This is a genomic window from Nocardia sp. NPDC049737 (genome assembly GCF_040674755.1).
GTDB lineage: Bacteria > Actinomycetota > Actinomycetes > Mycobacteriales > Mycobacteriaceae > Nocardia.
Window position 1 is genome coordinate 538,733 of record NZ_JBFANH010000001.1, and the last position, 14,817, is coordinate 553,549.

The 14,817-nt window shown below is 64.0% G+C and carries 17 protein-coding genes; 10 read left to right on the forward strand and 7 right to left on the reverse strand.

Annotation, left to right across the window (positions count from 1 at the left end):
- Positions 1-9: 9 nt before the first annotated feature.
- The 8 genes from AB0J47_RS02610 (at position 10) to AB0J47_RS02645 (ending at position 5,861) form a co-directional block, all read left to right on the forward strand.
- Positions 10-528, forward strand: coding sequence for a hypothetical protein (locus tag AB0J47_RS02610; RefSeq protein ID WP_364339645.1), 519 nt, complete (start codon positions 10-12; stop codon positions 526-528).
- Between the two features lie 60 nt (positions 529-588).
- Positions 589-912 carry a hypothetical protein gene (locus AB0J47_RS02615; protein ID WP_364339647.1) on the forward strand — a complete coding sequence of 108 codons (324 nt, stop codon included), beginning with the start codon at positions 589-591 and terminating at the stop codon, positions 910-912.
- A gap of 2 nt (positions 913-914) precedes the next feature.
- Entirely contained in the window at positions 915-2,369 is a 1,455-nt protein-coding gene (locus tag AB0J47_RS02620; RefSeq protein WP_364339649.1) for a hypothetical protein, read from the forward strand.
- Positions 2,366-2,869, forward strand: a complete 504-nt coding sequence (locus AB0J47_RS02625) for a hypothetical protein (RefSeq protein WP_364339651.1) — start codon at positions 2,366-2,368, stop codon at positions 2,867-2,869. Before AB0J47_RS02620 ends, AB0J47_RS02625 begins: the two co-directional genes overlap by 4 nt.
- Positions 2,866-3,990 carry a hypothetical protein gene (locus AB0J47_RS02630; RefSeq protein ID WP_364339653.1) on the forward strand — a complete coding sequence of 375 codons (1,125 nt, stop codon included), beginning with the start codon at positions 2,866-2,868 and terminating at the stop codon, positions 3,988-3,990. Before AB0J47_RS02625 ends, AB0J47_RS02630 begins: the two co-directional genes overlap by 4 nt.
- Positions 3,987-4,421 carry a hypothetical protein gene (locus AB0J47_RS02635; RefSeq protein ID WP_364339655.1) on the forward strand — a complete coding sequence of 145 codons (435 nt, stop codon included), beginning with the start codon at positions 3,987-3,989 and terminating at the stop codon, positions 4,419-4,421. The genes AB0J47_RS02630 and AB0J47_RS02635 overlap by 4 nt, the downstream gene beginning before the upstream one ends.
- Positions 4,418-5,212: a DUF2637 domain-containing protein gene (locus AB0J47_RS02640; protein WP_364339657.1), complete on the forward strand. Its 795-nt coding sequence runs from the start codon at positions 4,418-4,420 to the stop codon at positions 5,210-5,212. Before AB0J47_RS02635 ends, AB0J47_RS02640 begins: the two co-directional genes overlap by 4 nt.
- A 199-nt stretch (positions 5,213-5,411) precedes the next feature.
- Positions 5,412-5,861 carry a hypothetical protein gene (locus AB0J47_RS02645; protein ID WP_364339659.1) on the forward strand — a complete coding sequence of 150 codons (450 nt, stop codon included), beginning with the start codon at positions 5,412-5,414 and terminating at the stop codon, positions 5,859-5,861.
- A 1,319-nt stretch (positions 5,862-7,180) separates the two neighbouring features.
- Here AB0J47_RS02645 and AB0J47_RS02650 read toward each other — a convergent pair.
- On the reverse strand, positions 7,181-7,684 hold the full coding sequence (locus AB0J47_RS02650; protein WP_364339661.1) for a GNAT family N-acetyltransferase: 504 nt from the start codon (positions 7,682-7,684) through the stop codon (positions 7,181-7,183).
- Between the two features lie 82 nt (positions 7,685-7,766).
- Complete coding sequence (locus AB0J47_RS02655) at positions 7,767-8,756, reverse strand: DNA adenine methylase (RefSeq protein ID WP_364339663.1); 990 nt, start codon at positions 8,754-8,756, stop codon at positions 7,767-7,769.
- 127 nt (positions 8,757-8,883) lie between these two features.
- Between AB0J47_RS02655 and AB0J47_RS02660 the strand changes: the two genes are divergently transcribed.
- Positions 8,884-9,039 (forward strand): hypothetical protein, encoded by a 156-nt coding sequence (locus AB0J47_RS02660; protein ID WP_364339666.1) that lies wholly within the window; start codon positions 8,884-8,886, stop codon positions 9,037-9,039.
- Positions 9,040-9,203: 164 nt separating this feature from the next.
- On the opposite strand, the gene AB0J47_RS02665 is transcribed toward AB0J47_RS02660, so the two are convergent.
- The 5 genes from AB0J47_RS02665 to AB0J47_RS02685 all read right to left on the reverse strand — a co-directional run bounded on the left by AB0J47_RS02665 (position 9,204) and on the right by AB0J47_RS02685 (position 13,724).
- Positions 9,204-10,610: a hypothetical protein gene (locus AB0J47_RS02665; RefSeq protein ID WP_364339667.1), complete on the reverse strand. Its 1,407-nt coding sequence runs from the start codon at positions 10,608-10,610 to the stop codon at positions 9,204-9,206.
- 482 nt (positions 10,611-11,092) lie between these two features.
- A complete protein-coding gene (locus tag AB0J47_RS02670; RefSeq protein ID WP_364339668.1) occupies positions 11,093-11,917 on the reverse strand; it encodes a DUF6082 family protein in 825 nt (274 codons plus the stop codon).
- 186 nt (positions 11,918-12,103) lie between these two features.
- On the reverse strand, positions 12,104-12,694 hold the full coding sequence (locus tag AB0J47_RS02675) for a hypothetical protein (RefSeq protein ID WP_364339670.1): 591 nt from the start codon (positions 12,692-12,694) through the stop codon (positions 12,104-12,106).
- A complete protein-coding gene (locus AB0J47_RS02680; protein ID WP_364339672.1) occupies positions 12,598-13,092 on the reverse strand; it encodes a DNA adenine methylase in 495 nt (164 codons plus the stop codon). Before AB0J47_RS02680 ends, AB0J47_RS02675 begins: the two co-directional genes overlap by 97 nt.
- Positions 13,089-13,724 carry an XF1762 family protein gene (locus tag AB0J47_RS02685; protein ID WP_364339674.1) on the reverse strand — a complete coding sequence of 212 codons (636 nt, stop codon included), beginning with the start codon at positions 13,722-13,724 and terminating at the stop codon, positions 13,089-13,091. The genes AB0J47_RS02680 and AB0J47_RS02685 overlap by 4 nt, the downstream gene beginning before the upstream one ends.
- 367 nt (positions 13,725-14,091) lie before the next feature.
- On the opposite strand from AB0J47_RS02685, the gene AB0J47_RS02690 reads away from it, so the two are divergent.
- Positions 14,092-14,715 (forward strand): hypothetical protein, encoded by a 624-nt coding sequence (locus AB0J47_RS02690; protein ID WP_364339676.1) that lies wholly within the window; start codon positions 14,092-14,094, stop codon positions 14,713-14,715.
- Positions 14,716-14,817: the final 102 nt, after the last annotated feature.

The window sequence follows — 14,817 nt, forward strand, 5'->3', positions numbered from 1 at the left end:
ATTCAGATCATGACTATGCCCAACCCTCCGGTTGATCCGGAAGACCACGGCGAGGAACTGGGTGGCCGTCGCGGCGCCGAGCAGGCCCGCGAGCAGCAGATCCTCGAAGCGCTCACCGCCGACATGGAAGGCACCGCCGCCGAGAAGCTCGCCCAGCAGCTGGTTCCGGTCGTTCCCGACGGCGGATCGGTCGGGCGCACCGTCACACCCCATATCGACCGGCTCACGAAAATTCGTGGTTGGGCACGGATTTGGGGACCGGCCGTCGCGGCCACGGCGGCGGGGACAACCGCGGTCGCGGTGCTGCCGCTGCCCGGTCCGCTGGCGCTGTACGTGCTCGCTTTGGCCGCGTTCGCGTGGTGGCACTGCGCCGGACGACCGGGAGCGATCGAGAGCGTGCGGATGCTCGTCTACGCCCTCGCTGATGCCGGCGCCTGGATCAAGCGTCACGTCGAGCAGGTGGCTGGCCGTCGCGCCCGCTACGAGCAGCGCCGCACCCGTGCGAACACCGAACCCAACGCCGAGTAACGGGTCCCGAAGAAGTCGGCATAACCGGCCGTCCCACCGAGAGAAACAGAGTGAGAACTGATGTGTGACAACGCCATTGACGAAGTAGTCGAGGAAATGGGCGGCATACCGCGGCTGCGAGGCATCGAGGTGCCGTCGTCGCCGAACCTCGCCGAGATCGATGCCGCCCGCGGCTATCTGCGTGCCTGTGTCGAGATGGCGCCGCGCTGGACCGAGGCTCACACCGCCGAGGTTGATGCCATGGCCGCCGATGTCGTCATCGAGCGCGCGCTGCGGCTGTGGCCGGAGGGCTGGACCCATTTCTGCGAGTACTTCGCCAGCGATATCCGCGCCTATGAAGCCGAACAGGCCGCGACCGCGGCCACCAAGAAGGAAGGAAATTGATCATGTCCGATCGCAGTGTCGAAGACGAATTAGCGGCCGAGGCAAGGAAATTCAGTGCCTCGATGCGGGCGGCGATGCGCCACTACGCGCAGGCCTCGAATTGGTTGGAGCGCCGCCGCGCACGGCGTGAGGTCAGCCTGATCACCCGCCAGGAGGCGCGCGAGCAGCAGGCCGCCCGTCAACGGAACCTGGTGTATTCCGAGCAGGCCGTCGACAAGTACCGGGTGCACGCGCTGGCGGTGAACCAGCGCGCGAACGATCCGACCGTCGACCACACCCGCCGTTTCCGTGATCAGCAGGTGCTGGCCCGGCATCGGGCCGATATGCGGGATCTGGTGCTGCGCAACCCGCACCTGACCGAGGTCGAGAAAGGTATCGGGCTCGACGGTCTGGACGCGGCGACAGCGTTCCCGGAGTTCGAGACGGGCAAGTTGTTCAACCGCGCCCACAAGGTGAAAGGTATTGAGGCCTTGCGTTATCGGGCTCAGGTTGCCCGTGAAGTCTCGTACCAGCAGAACACCCAGGGGGTCGGGCGAGAGTCGGCGCAGCGAACCGCGAGGACGAGCGAGCAGACGGCCCAGCTCAGCCGTGAGGGTGAACCCCTGCGGTTCGTCGCTGAACTCGGCTGGAACAGCCCCGCCGCTGACCGTGCCCGCGCGGCTCGGACCGGCCGACCTGTGTCGTGGCGTCCGGTGGCTGTCGAGCGGCGCGAGTTCGCGAGCGAGGAGGCAGCCACGCAGTGGCTCAAACACGCTGTGGCCGAAGGGCGGTGGCCGACGGGTACCAGCCTTTCCACGCATATTGCCGACAACCAGGCCAGCTCGGTACACGACCGCATTACGCATTGGAGCTACGGCGAGCCGCAGGCGTTGACCGACAAGCTGAACGATCGGATCGAGGTCCTGACCGACCGCCGAACGGCCGAGCAGGAACACACCCATGCGGCATCCCGCGAGTCCGATCGGCGCGACAGCGCCGAGAGGGTCGACGGCCCGCTCGGGATGGACACTGACGAGGATCGGACTGATCACACTCCGTTCGGAGATCCGGACCGCAACGGACGCCCGGCTCGTAGCACCGGCCGCGATCGGCAGGATCTTGCCGCGGAACGGGATTCGCTGAAGGCCCGGCTGAATCTGTCGATCGAGCACAACAGCGAACTGGCCGATAGCAATGCCCAGCTGACGCGGCAGCTGACCGCGTTGAGCGCCGAGCGGGATCAGCTGCTGTCGGAGCGGGACGAGGCGGTACGCAAGCTCGCCGAACGCACCCCGGCCGAGCAGCGCTACGGCAGCCCCGAACGCCAAGCCGAGCAGGCACGCAACCAAACCCGCGAGGCCACCGAAGCGGCCAGCGAGTCCGGACCGCGGTCCCCGCTGGCGGATTACCAGCCCGGTCACGCGTTGGCCGATGCCGTGGCCCGTAACGGACGCGATCGGGAAGGGATGGAGCGATGAGCCGCGCCGACGATCTCGATGACCCGTTCATCAACCAGTACGCCGACAAGGTCACCGACCCGGAGGAGGTGTTGATGCGCGCGGACTTCGCTCGCGCCGAAGAGCTGCGGCGAACCTCTGTGTATGCCGAAACCGAGGAGCAAAGGGTTCTGCTGTTGAGCCAGGCCCGCGGGGTTGACGCGCGATGGCATGGCCGCGCCGACGACCTCGGCGAAGCCTGGTGCTACTTGGATTTCGCGCTTCACGACTGGAAGTGCGAACCGGACTATATGCGCCGCTTCTATGACCAGTTCCGCCACGACCAGGACCAAGGCGTCGACGCGATCAGCGACATGGAATGGCGCAGTCAGCTGCAGGCGCGGGAGATGACCGGCCACGGTTCCTGGGAGCAGGCCGCCGAGTCCGCATCCGAGTCGGCGCTGGCGGACTACCAGCCCGGCCACGCGTTGGCCGATGCCGTGGCCCGCAATGGTTCCCAGCGGGACGGGGCCGAGCGGTGAGTACCGAAACAGCCATGCCGGGCGTGCGACCGCCCGGCATGGATCGGCCCGACACCAACCCCAACTACCAGATCGAGAAGGAAGCCGAACCAATGACCGACACTACCGCCGCCGCACACCAGTACCTGGTGACCGGTCTCGAGCAGGTGATGCGCAGCGATTTCATGCACGCCGAGCTGTACAGCTCGCGGGACTCGGAAGACTACGACCCGGCCGACGAGCTGGACTACCGCGAGTACGCCTCGCCATGGCTGGACCGCAACGACGAGTGGGCCGACCACTGGATGTACCTGTCGGACGCGACGCAGCGGTGGCGCGATGACCACGCCTACGCCGAGCGCATGCTTGCCATGCATCAGCGCGCCCTGTCACCGATCGAGGTACGCAGCGAGGAGCAGGCCCGCTGGATCGCCGAACACGGTATCGAGCGCGACCAGTCCGGTCTGCTGACCTCCCACTATGTGACCCGCGTGGACAACCGGGCCGTATCGGCTTCGGATGACCGGTTCATTCCGATGACCGATCCGCAGTACTACAGCACCGCCGAATCGGATGACGAACGCCAGCTGCGCGCGGATTACGTCCGCCACGTCGATGAACTGAACAACGCGGCGCTCACCATCGACCTTGACGACCCGGCTGGTGACGGTCCCGTGGCTGAGGGTCACTCCGATGCCGCCGACGATATCGCCGCCCGGTGGGAAAAGCACGAGTCGCGGTATTGGCGGGATGTGTGGAACCACCTGGATGAAGCGGTCACAACATGGGAAGCCGCACCGGACGCGATGCGTCGCGCTACTGAGGTGATCGTGGAGCGTCAGGGCCGCGATCCGGAGTGGATGGAACCGATCCGGTGGCGCAGCTTGCAGCAGGCCGCCGAGCTGACCGGCCACGGCACCTGGAACGCCGAGGCGGGACGGCGAAACGAGCCCGCTCGGGATATGCCGTGGGCGAATGCCGCCGAAATCCGAACCAGCGCACCGGTTCCGGTGTCTTCGGCCTTCGCCGCGGCTCGTACCCGCGAGCTGGCCAGCAGTGTGTCGCCGTTGGCGAACTACCAGCCGGGCAACGCACTGGCCATGTCTATGGCAAATGCTGAGCGTGACGGAGCCGAGCGGTGAGCGCCCCGGCCATCGAGGCGACCATGCCCGCCTCCGCAGCACAGATCTGGGCGATCCCGGCCCTGCCGGCACCGATGCGGGAGTCCGCCCCGACCGGATCCCCGGCACCCGTGCCGCAGGTGCAGGCCAGTTCGGTGGCGGAGCCGGTGGCAGGCCTGAGCGCTAAGGAGTTGGCGCAGCGGCTGATCGCGGCGCATCAGCGCACCGCCGAGCTGGAGGAGCAGCTCGCCGCAGCGGTCGCGGCCCGTGACGCCGCCGAACACGAAGCCGCGCAGCTGGAAGACCGTAACCGGGAGTTGGCCAGCGACCTGGACAACGCCCTGGATCAGCTGGCCGGGCACGCCCTGCACGCCGAGCAGGAACGCCTGATCCGTACACCTGCGTGGAGCCCGTGGACCGCGTCCACCGATCGAGAGGGATACGACCGATGAACTCGACAACCACCGTCCACCCTGTCCACCAGCCGTCCACCGGCCGGTTCGACCTGGCCGAGCTGACCGCACTGGCAATGACGATCATTATCGGCTTGGGTGCGTTCGCATGGTCGTTCGCCGCGCTGACCGAACTGAGCCAGATGGCCGGGATCACACGGCGTCTAGCGTGGGCCGGTCCGATTTTCGTCGACGGCGCGATTGTCCAGTCCGTTGTCGCCCTGGTCTCGCTGCAGCGCCGCGAACGAACCGGTGTCCGAGTCAAGAACTCGACGGTGTTCTTCTTCTGGGGTGAGTTGTTCGCCGCCGAACTGATTTCGGTGGTCGGAAATGGCCTGCACGCTGCGGAATCCGGGCAACGCATCCTGCCCGCCACCATCGCGGCGTGCGTGGCTGGCGCGGCGCCGCTGTTCGGCCTGGCCGCCACGCACGGCCTGACCGCGCTGATCGAAGTCCCGCGAATCCCCGACCCGAGCGCGGATCCCGAGTTGACGCCGATCTACGCCGACTCGACACGGCTGGACACCGACCGGACAGGACTGGACAGCGACCGTCCACCACTGGACAACGCCGCGCCGGAGCTGGACAGCGGGCAGACCGTCGCGGCCGTCACGGTGGACAGTGACGCACTCGCCGACCGCGACGCGGAGATCCTTCGCCGTGTGGCGGCGGGCGAGTCGACGCGCCGGATCGGTGCCGCGGTCGGGTTGTCGAAGTCGCGGGTCGCGCAGATCATCGCCGCCGCCCACACACAGGACCCCGGTGGGGAGGTGCTGAGCTTGATTCGCTGATCGATAGCCCTGGTGGTGCGGGAGGGTGTGCGGCGGTCTCTCCCGCGTCAAGGGCGCACAGCATCGGCGATGCCGATGACCTGGCGGCCACCCTGGACCCGCGAGCCTCCACCGCCACACGGGCAGAGCCCTTCGAGGGCAGGCAGTGAGCCTGCCCCTCAATCCCCCTTTCACCACCTCAACCATGAAGGAAATTCTCATGACCAACGCAATGACCGACCTGGACCAGATCAACGCCGAGCTGATGAGCCAAGGCGCCCGCAACCCGTTCGGACGCGACGTCGAACCGAACACAACGATCTCCGGTGAGATCGTGGCCGTGGTGCGGCGCCACCGCCACAACAGCCAGGGGCAGCCGCTGTACTGGGTCAACCGCAAGCCGATGGTCGCCCAGGCCGGGGACCCGGTCATCGACTCCGCACTGATCCTGGAGACCGGCGAGCGTGCCGACTCCGACGACGAAGGTCTGCGTTCGATCACGCTGGATCGCGATATGCAGCGCGCGATCGCCGCGGGCGTGCGGCGTGCTCGCGCCGGTGGATTCGCGCTTGGCGGTCGCCTCGATCAACTGGTCTACGTCGGCCCGGTCGAGGGAGGCGGCTACGGCCGCGTCTACGAACTGGTGGCCTACATCCCGCCCACCGACTAAACCGCACCACCCACGAAGCCCCGGCCGAGATTTCGGCCGGGGCTACGTCGTATTCACAGCCGGTCAGCCACCTGAGTACCCGTGGTTGTGCTTTGCACTGACTGTTCCCCGGCCCCTTCCTCCGCAGGCAAAACGAGTCCGGAGCGGCGGTTGCTCAAGGGTGGCCGCCAGGCCATCGGCGCAGCCGACGCGACGATAGGAGCGCCCTTGAACAACCGACGAGCCGGACTCACACTATCCGGCTGAGGAAGGGGTCATCTCGTGTCGCGTCGACAGCATTTCAGGAGTCGATCTTGGTGCCGATCGGTGGGCGAAAAGCGCGCGACTTTCTAGCGAAAACCCAGCACCTGTGTCGTGCTAGCTTTTCGCGGGCTCAACCACCACCCCAACCCTCCCGTGAGCTGGGCAAAGGGCGGGATTTCTGCTCACTCCCCCACCCCCACCCAGTCCGACATCTCATCACCCACTTCGTGGTCAATGAGATGTCGGACTGGGTGGGGGTGGGGGAGCAATCAGAAATCAAAAGATCAAAAGAGGGAGGTTGGGGTGGTGGTTGAGAGAAAGAGAAGTGGTTGCGTTGGGTGCGTATCGGTGCGTTAGCTGGTTGGTTCCGTTGGCATACGTATCGACACCTGGCGGTGTCGCTTCCAGCAGGTCGACTCGTCTGCATCGGTGGCGGTCTACAGATCCGCGACTACTGCACGGCGTGAGTCATCGGACGACGGATCGCGATGCGGTGGTTGGTGCGCAGGCGTTGGGCGCCCGCGTGCACGAGCGATGCTCGTGGAAGAACTTCCGCGGCCTCCGGTCGCGTGGCCCTGGTGGTGGGTCGGCCTGCATTGTGTTTCCGCGCCCCTCCAGCGTCAAGGGCGCCTGGCGGCGTCGGCTGCGCCGATGGCCTGACGGCCACCCTTGACCCTGGAGCCTCTACGCGAAAAAGGCAGGCCTTATCGGGCAGGCGGTGCCTGCCCGCCTATCTGTGCAACCCGACCCACACCAGGGCCAAAAGCAAGGGACGTGGTCCGAAGGCTCGGGCGGCCAGTTGGCCTACCGCAGGAGGGCAAGGCGTTTCGGCCGCCAAGCCGGGCAGCGAATCAGCCAGCAACGCAACAGCATTGAGATAGCGATCACTCGGCGATAGATCGCAGCTGGAGGCGAATCATTGTAGATATGGCCGCCAATGCGCGGCGAAAAACCTGCGACTCGGACTACTCGAACACACTGGTAGGGGCAGAAATCGGAACGTGTCACTTGTGGCTGCGGGGAATGGGGGATTCAGCCTCGATCACGCCCCAGCTCTACACAGAACGCTGATGCGATTACCGCCGCAGCCGGAAATGAAGGTTATCCGGCTTGCCGTCGCGCTTCTCGACACGGACGCTCTCGTATCCGGCTTTCTTGATCGATTTCAGGCTTGTTGTGTTGTCAGCGGCGATGGCGCAACCGAAGGAACGTACTCCGTTCGCGGCATCGTGTTCGCTGATGGCACGTTTGGACGCTGACGCGTATCCGCGGCCGCGGTGCTCTCGGTCGATATAGGTCACCGTCCCGAGCGACGGGTAGTCGGCAGGATCGTCGGGTTCCGTCTCGAGCTGGTTGAGCGGCCGGTCCTGGACCATCGCCGATACCAATCCCACCGGTTGCTCATCAGCGAAGATGACCCAGTTGTGGATTCGGCCGATGCCGGTTTCGGCGCCGGGTGCGCACCCAAGATTGCTGTCGGACATCCCGATTCGTTCGACGAATTCTTTGGTATGTGTCCAGCCGCGGACTTTCGCTTGGACTGTTTCGTCGCAGTCGGTGAAGTAGCGCAGTCGCACCATAGCGGCACACCGTACCGGACGGGGGTGTGTGCCCGACACGACGCCGCTTACGTCATACCCGAAGGTGTGAGGTAGGCCCGGCTCATGATGCGGGCTGAGCTGATGCACGATGGGCGCGCATTCGGCAGGCGGTGGAGCAAAAGCGGCCCGGGCGGCCAGTGCTGCGACGAGTGAGGACCTTCTCGCATCCTGGTGCCTGGCATCGGGTTTCGTAACCTGCATCCTCAGCTGGGACGTCGCTGTTACGAAACTCCGAGAGCGGCAGGGTATCGGCGTTGGGGGTGCGCAGGGGGTGGTTGGACCACAGCACTTCGGTGCGGGCTCGGTGTGCACCGCCCTGGGTGGTGAACGATGCCAGCTCGTAGCGGTGCCAGTGCAGATACAGCTCGCGGTCGTACAGTTCGCTGGCGTACCCGGACAGCACCACGGTGGCCTGGCAGGCGTGCAGGGCGGACGCCAGCTCCCGATGGGAGGCCTCGCTGGTCATCTCGTGGCGGTAGTTGCGGTCCCGGGTCGTGCCCAGGTACGGCGGATCCACATACAGCAGCACGGTGCGGTGGCGGCCGTACGCGCCGATCAGATCGAGCGCCGGTCGGGATTCCAGCGAGACCGCGGCCAGTCGCTCCGCGGCGGGCAGCATCCGCTCGAGGTAGGCGGCCAGGTAGCCGGGCATCGAGACTCCGGATCCGTTCGGGTCGACGTGGTGGCGCCAGCCGGTGCGGCGCAGGGTTCCGGTGCGGGACTGGGTGATCCGCACCCACACCCGGCGGGCCCGCTCCAGATCGTCCAGGCCGGACAGGTCGCCGTGCGAGGCATCGTGCTCGGCCCGCGAATGCGGCGTCAGCGCGCATACCCGCGCCAGCTCAGTCGGGCGGTCGCGCAGCACTCGCCAGAACGTCATCAGGTCGCCGTCGATGTCGTTGACGGTCTCCATCCTCACCGCTGGTTTGGTCAGCAGCACCGCCAGCGATCCGGCGAATGGTTCCACGTAGTGGCCGTGGGCGGGCAGCATGCCCGCGATCCGGGCCGCGATCGTGGTCTTGCCTCCGTAGTACGCCATCGGCGGTTTCATCCCCGGTTCTCCCTACTCATTTACCCAGGTCAAGGGTGGACGTCCACCCCCAATTCTACCGTTATGCACGGGTGGACGTCCACCGTGAGATAATCGAAAAATGCCTAGTCAGCACCGATTTCCGGTTATGACAGTCCGAGTCGACCCCGAACTTCACGAACGCGCGAAAACCGCCGTTGCCCAGGCTGATTCGAACCTGAACGCGCACGTGATCGCGTTCCTGCACTGGCTGGTGCACGACACCGACGAACTGCCGACACGGACGGAAGTACCGACCTCGTGAGATAGCACACCTTGTTGAGGCAGAGAGCGCAACGAACCCGGGCGTGACGGTGGAGCGAGATTTTCGGCACGGGTTGCGGCGGAACTGCGAGCCAGACTGACGGCGACACATGCTCGGCGTTGGAGATGGGACGCGGTTTGGGATCTTCTTCTGAATTACAATTGCTATTGCTGCTGAAGCGGAAGTCCCTCTGGGTGGTTCTCCATCAATACTGCGATATTCGCCAAAGCGTACTCGTATGGTTCATGATCAGAGAGTCCTTCGCGAATTATCTCCAATGGGAAGTTCGCCGCTGATAAAAATGTCAACTTCAGGACCCAAATCAACGAGAATGCAACCGATATTCTGAGGTCGAACTCCTTCTCATCGCGTTCTGTTTCGTCAACATCCAGAGGCTTCTGGTATGCACTTATATCGTACTGATGCACGATCTTATTGCGTACGGAATGGACCGATGCGGGCCAATTCTTGAAGCTTCGCAGCATGGCGGGGTCTACTGCGGATGCGACTGCTGCAAGCCTGGCTAGTCTATTCGTGAATGGCATCTTTCCGAGCATTACCATCACGTCCGCTATATGCTTTTGGACAGGCTCGGTTTCAAGTATGGAGTAAGTGGCAAGTTTCTCCCGCACTGCTTTTCGAGCAGCTTTTTTGACATTGTTTAAGGCGCTCGCGCTTAGGCTCTCAAAGAATGGCTGCTCGCCGTAGACCCGCCGATCCACTCCTTCGCATATCGACGTCAGTGTAATAATTTGGGCTTCGATTGGCGCAGCGTCGTCGTGACCTGCTAGCGCGTCAACGAGGGCCTCTGCCTTTGCGCTTAGGTCTGTCCAGTCTGCCAGTCGGCCAGCCGTTATTGATCCGTGCGGCAGAAGTTTTTGTCCCGTCGCGAGAGTAGGATTGGTCCGAGTGCTCCTATGTGAAAAGTAAGTCAGCCAAGCCGAGTCAGCTGCTGTGCGTAGCTGACTTTCCATGAGAGGGAAGGGTCGCCGCAACGCGATAGATGTAAGGGTATTGCATGGAAGAAGCAGGTGGCTACCGATCATCCTCACTGTTGCGGAGGCGTTGAGCGAGAATTCAATCCACCATTTATCCGATTCCTCGTAGGCGCTTATTGTACCTCCGCCGTAAGCTTCGAATGTCGCGTCCTCGCGGCTCATGGGTTCGGCTATTGCCCGTATAGTAGAGAAGCGGACGCGTTGGTATCCCTGGTGTTGCCTGAAATGCCCACCGATAATTACAAATCGGCACGTGAACTCTTGCCCTAGCCCCGCCCAGGTGGTATTCCCGCCATGCGATTCGAGTAACGTCATCGGGATATGGTCGACTGTCATACCGTGCAGGGTGCGCGCAAGCTGGTCGCGCACGACGGCTTGGGCGTTTTTCTCGTTGCGATACACATGAGTCTCGCCGTTGGCATGCTGCTGAATCACCACCGTCGTCTCGTTAGTGATCATATTGTCCACGCGCAGCTCTGGTTTGCCATCAGACGAGAGCGTGAGTTTTCCAGCCGATTGGCGGTCCACTCCAGGCTCCCAAAAGGTACCGCCGAATGCCGTGATGTCAGCCACTCGTTCTCCCCGAAGATTGGTTGGGCGGAGGTAGTGGACGTATCGCTCGCTGCGCCGCTGTGTTACCCCGGATGACGGTCCCGCCAGCGATGGATCTTTTATCCAGATCGGCTCCCACCGCACGGGCGCGCGGCGAGTCCCGGCCGTGGGAGTAGCAGGGCCAGCGGTGTCGCAGGGGTCGCCCTCGCCGAATAGCGGCAGTTGGGCGACCCCGGCTGCGTGACCGGCGGTATAGAACATCATTCAATTACGCGGGCAATCTTGCGGCGAAGAGGTCGGGACTTCTGGCGGCCGTACCGCTTTGGAATCCGGAGACCTGTTCAACCGCCACTTGGCTCAGCCCGCGCGGCCGTATGGTGCAAAGCCGGGAATAATGACGCTGACCAGGCTCTTTGAACAACACTAAACTTGCGGATCTGCGCTCGCCGATATGGTGGATCTTTCATCGTCGGCACAGCGTTCATGCGGCTTGACCTTGTAAGTTACCGGTCGAAGTGGCTGAGGTTTGACTTTCCGATCGCGACGCCGAGTGCGACGCCAGCGCTGATAGTGAGGGCGACTACACCAGACGTCAGCCACTTCGTTTGTTCACGGGAGTTGGACAGCTCCTGGGGTCCGGCTATCTGCTGTGACGCGCGGATCGCATCCCATGTGATCGGCGCCGGTCCGGCAGCTATGGCTTTTCGGTATTCCTCGTCTGCGATGCGTTTGAATGCCCAGGTCCGGTGGTTGTAGCTCGCCATCGTCTCCCCCCACAGCGACCCGGTCTGACTCCAGTAGTCTCGGCCGATCTCGCTACGGAATACAACGTCAAACAGATCCTCGCGCAGCGACCGTTCGCTGACCACGCCAGACTCATAGGCCATCAGTCCATACCGCATCCACGAAGCGGTGTAATAGAACTGGCGAGCCTCGATGCCGGGTGGTTCGACTAGCCTCCCGATGCACGGCCCGTAAATCGTCGGGTCCTCCAGCGCAATACGGTTCAAGTCCAGATGGTAGCGACGAACTGTCTCGTATCGGGATGCCTTGAACTGTTGGGTCTGTATGAAGAGGGAAGTCGCGACCCCGCAGAGAGCGAGTGCCGACACGATTGTCGATGTCGCCCCGTAGGTTTGGCTGACTTCGCGCAGTCGGCCCCAGTCGATGTTTGCCGTTGGCAGCAGCAGAAGCAGAAAGGGCGACAAGAGCACCACAACCACGCCGGTGACGACTGCCACGCCGAAGGCGACATGTCGAGTGATCCTGTGACCGAGCCAACCGGCACTCCAGTGAAGCGACACTGGTCTACGGGAACTGATGCTCATCTGTAGATCCCCCAACTACCGACCGCGGTTGCTCGCGGATTCCGAATCTAGAGGCTATCGCAGGAGTTTCGTGCGTGCTGGCGAAAGATCCGGCGACATCGACGGGACGAGAGCCGGTCGGCTGGGTCGGACGTTGGTCAATTCGTACAGGGCTCATCATCGACGACGCCGCACAGGACTAGAAGCTCAGGGTGTCGGCTGTGCTGGTGCGCGGTGTGCGCGCATCCGGCAGGCGGTAGAGCAGAAGCGGCCCGGGCGGCCGGTGCCGCGGCGGGTGAGGACCTTCTCGCATCCCGGTGCCTGGCATCGGGTTTCGTAACATGCACCCGCGCCGGGAGCATCGCTGTTACGAAACTCCGGCAGGGGCAAGGTATCTGCGTCCGGAACGCGGAGAGGGTGGTTGGACCACAGGACCTCTGTCCGAGCCCGGTGGGTGCCGCCCTGGGTGGTGAACGACGCGAGTTCGTAGCGGTGCCAGTGCCGATACAGTTCGCGATCGTAGAGGTCGCTGGCGTAGCCGGACAGCACCACCGTGGCCTGGCAGGCGTGCAGCGCGGCCGCCAGCTCGCGATGCTCGGCATCGCCACCCATCTCGTGCCGGTAGTTCCGGTCCCGGGTCGTGCCCAGATAAGGCGGATCCACATATAGAAGCGTGGACCGGTGGCGGCCGTGGACGCCGATCAGATCCAACGCCGGGCGCGATTCCAGCGACACCGCTGCCAGCCGCTCGGCCGCGGGCCACATGCGTTCCAGGTAGGCGGCCAGGTACCCGGGCATCGACACCCCGAGCCCTGCGGATTGACGTGGTGGCGCCAGCCGGTGCGGCGCAGGGTTCCCGTGCGGGACTGGGTGATCTTCACCCACACCTGGCGGGCCCGCTCCAACTCGTCCAGGCCAGACAAGTCACCATGCGAGGCCTCGTGCTCAGCCCGCGAATGCGGGGTCAGCGGACACACTCGCGCCAGATCCGCCGGTCGGTCACGTAGCACCCGCCAGAAGGTCATCAGGTCGCCGTCGATGTCGTTGACCGTCTCCATCCGCACTGTGGGCTTGGTTAGTAGCACCGCCAACGATCCCGCGAACGGTTCCACGTAGTGCCCGTGTTCGGGGAGCATGGCGGCGATCCTGGCCGCGATCGTGGTCTTTCCCCCGTAGTACGCCATCGGCGGTTTCATCGGTGGCTTCCTTTGCTCGTGGCGACTCGGCGCTGTCGCGATGCTCTTGTTCGGCAGGGGGCCGAACATGTCCGGCGGGGACGTCCGGTGGCCGGCTGTTCAATCGGCGTGCCGCACTGCGAGCACTGCTGAGGCTTGAGGGTTTCGTGACATTCGCGGGTTTTGTGACGCTCCGGGAGCGATTCGCCGCGCAGCCACAGCGTGCGCCCGATCTGGGTGGGATGCGCGTCCGTGCGGGCTCGACCGGGCCGGTTCCAGCCTGAATGCGGGCGGCGATGAGCGATCGGAGTGAATCCCGCGGCCTTGAGCGAGGTACCGGTCTCCCCGTCCTGGGTGTAGGTGATCAGTCGACGGGCACCGAGTGCCTTGCAGACCCGCCGCGCTGCACCGTAGAGCGCGGAGTTCGCGTTGCGGGTGCCATCCGTGCAGGAGCGGACCACTTCGAGGGTGTCGCCGCCGTCGTCGAGCAACCGCGCGCTCGGGCGGGCGATTACCGCCACGCCGACGAGATGATCTGTGCCGTCGACGCGGACGCCGATGGAGAATTTGTGACCGACCGGACGCTTGTGATGACGATGGTGAAGGTCGATGAACTCGGCTGCCGGTCGCAGGGTGATGACCTTCGTCGTCATCCGCGGTCCCCGATGTGATGTCACGCAGCATTCCCCCTCCTCATAGGTGGACGTCCACCTATGAGATAATGGGAAAATGCCTAGTCAGCACCGATTTCCGGTCATAACCGTCCGGGCGGATCCCGATCTACAAGAGCGCGCGAAAGCCGCAGTCGCCGAAGTAGATTCGAACCTGAATGCTCACGTAGTAGCGTTCATGCGCTGGCTCGTACACGAGACCGACGAATTGCCGACACGGCCCGCGGCACCAACCTAATGAGATGGCACATCTAGGAGTCAATCTGATTCCTAGCAGGGCCACGCGGCCGGAGGTCGCGAACCCCAATACTCAGCTGCGACACCGTTTTCATTGGGGCATTGTGGTTTTGTGAATGAACGGCATTCTGACTTCGACGATGTCTACCCTGCGATGGGCAGGTTGGTTGTCAACAGTAGCTTCCTGGAGTCTCGTGTCAGGATGCTCGTCGCATGGCTCGCGAGGGTGGATGCGGCGGGGATCGTCTTTGACGGACAGTCTGTTGACTGGCTGGTTAGGACTGGTAAGGCGATGCTCCGTGAGTGTCAGAATGCTGAGAACTTCGCACTCCAGGACGTGAAGCGGTTCGAGAATGCGCTGAGCCAGGCCAAAGCCCTGAATCAGGAGCGCAACTTCTTTGTTCACGGCGACTGGAGCACGCGGTGTTACGACGACGAATGTGAGCGCCGCCCCAGCGGCAAGCCTGCTGATCACCGGATTTTCTATGTCGCCCGTAGTCGTCTACAGCGGGCGTCCGAGGTGCGGGAAGTCGCTGTCGTTGACGTTGAGTTGTTGGCGGACCAGGTTCGTACGTTGGGACAAGAGATAGATGCCGCCTTGGGCGAAGGAGATCGCCTGCGCTGGGCGTGGGAAGCGATGTACCCGGAGCCTCCGTTGAAAAGATCGTGGGATGACGAGACTGTTGTACTGGAGGCGCTCCGGCGGTTAGAACAATCGGGCGATGCTCACCCGTAATGATCGGATTCCAGGTACGGACCACAGCCAGTCACCCCCGGCAAGAACCGGGCTGGTGATACTCGGGCTGCGGGAGCCTGCCGTGACAGCCACCCGGTGTGC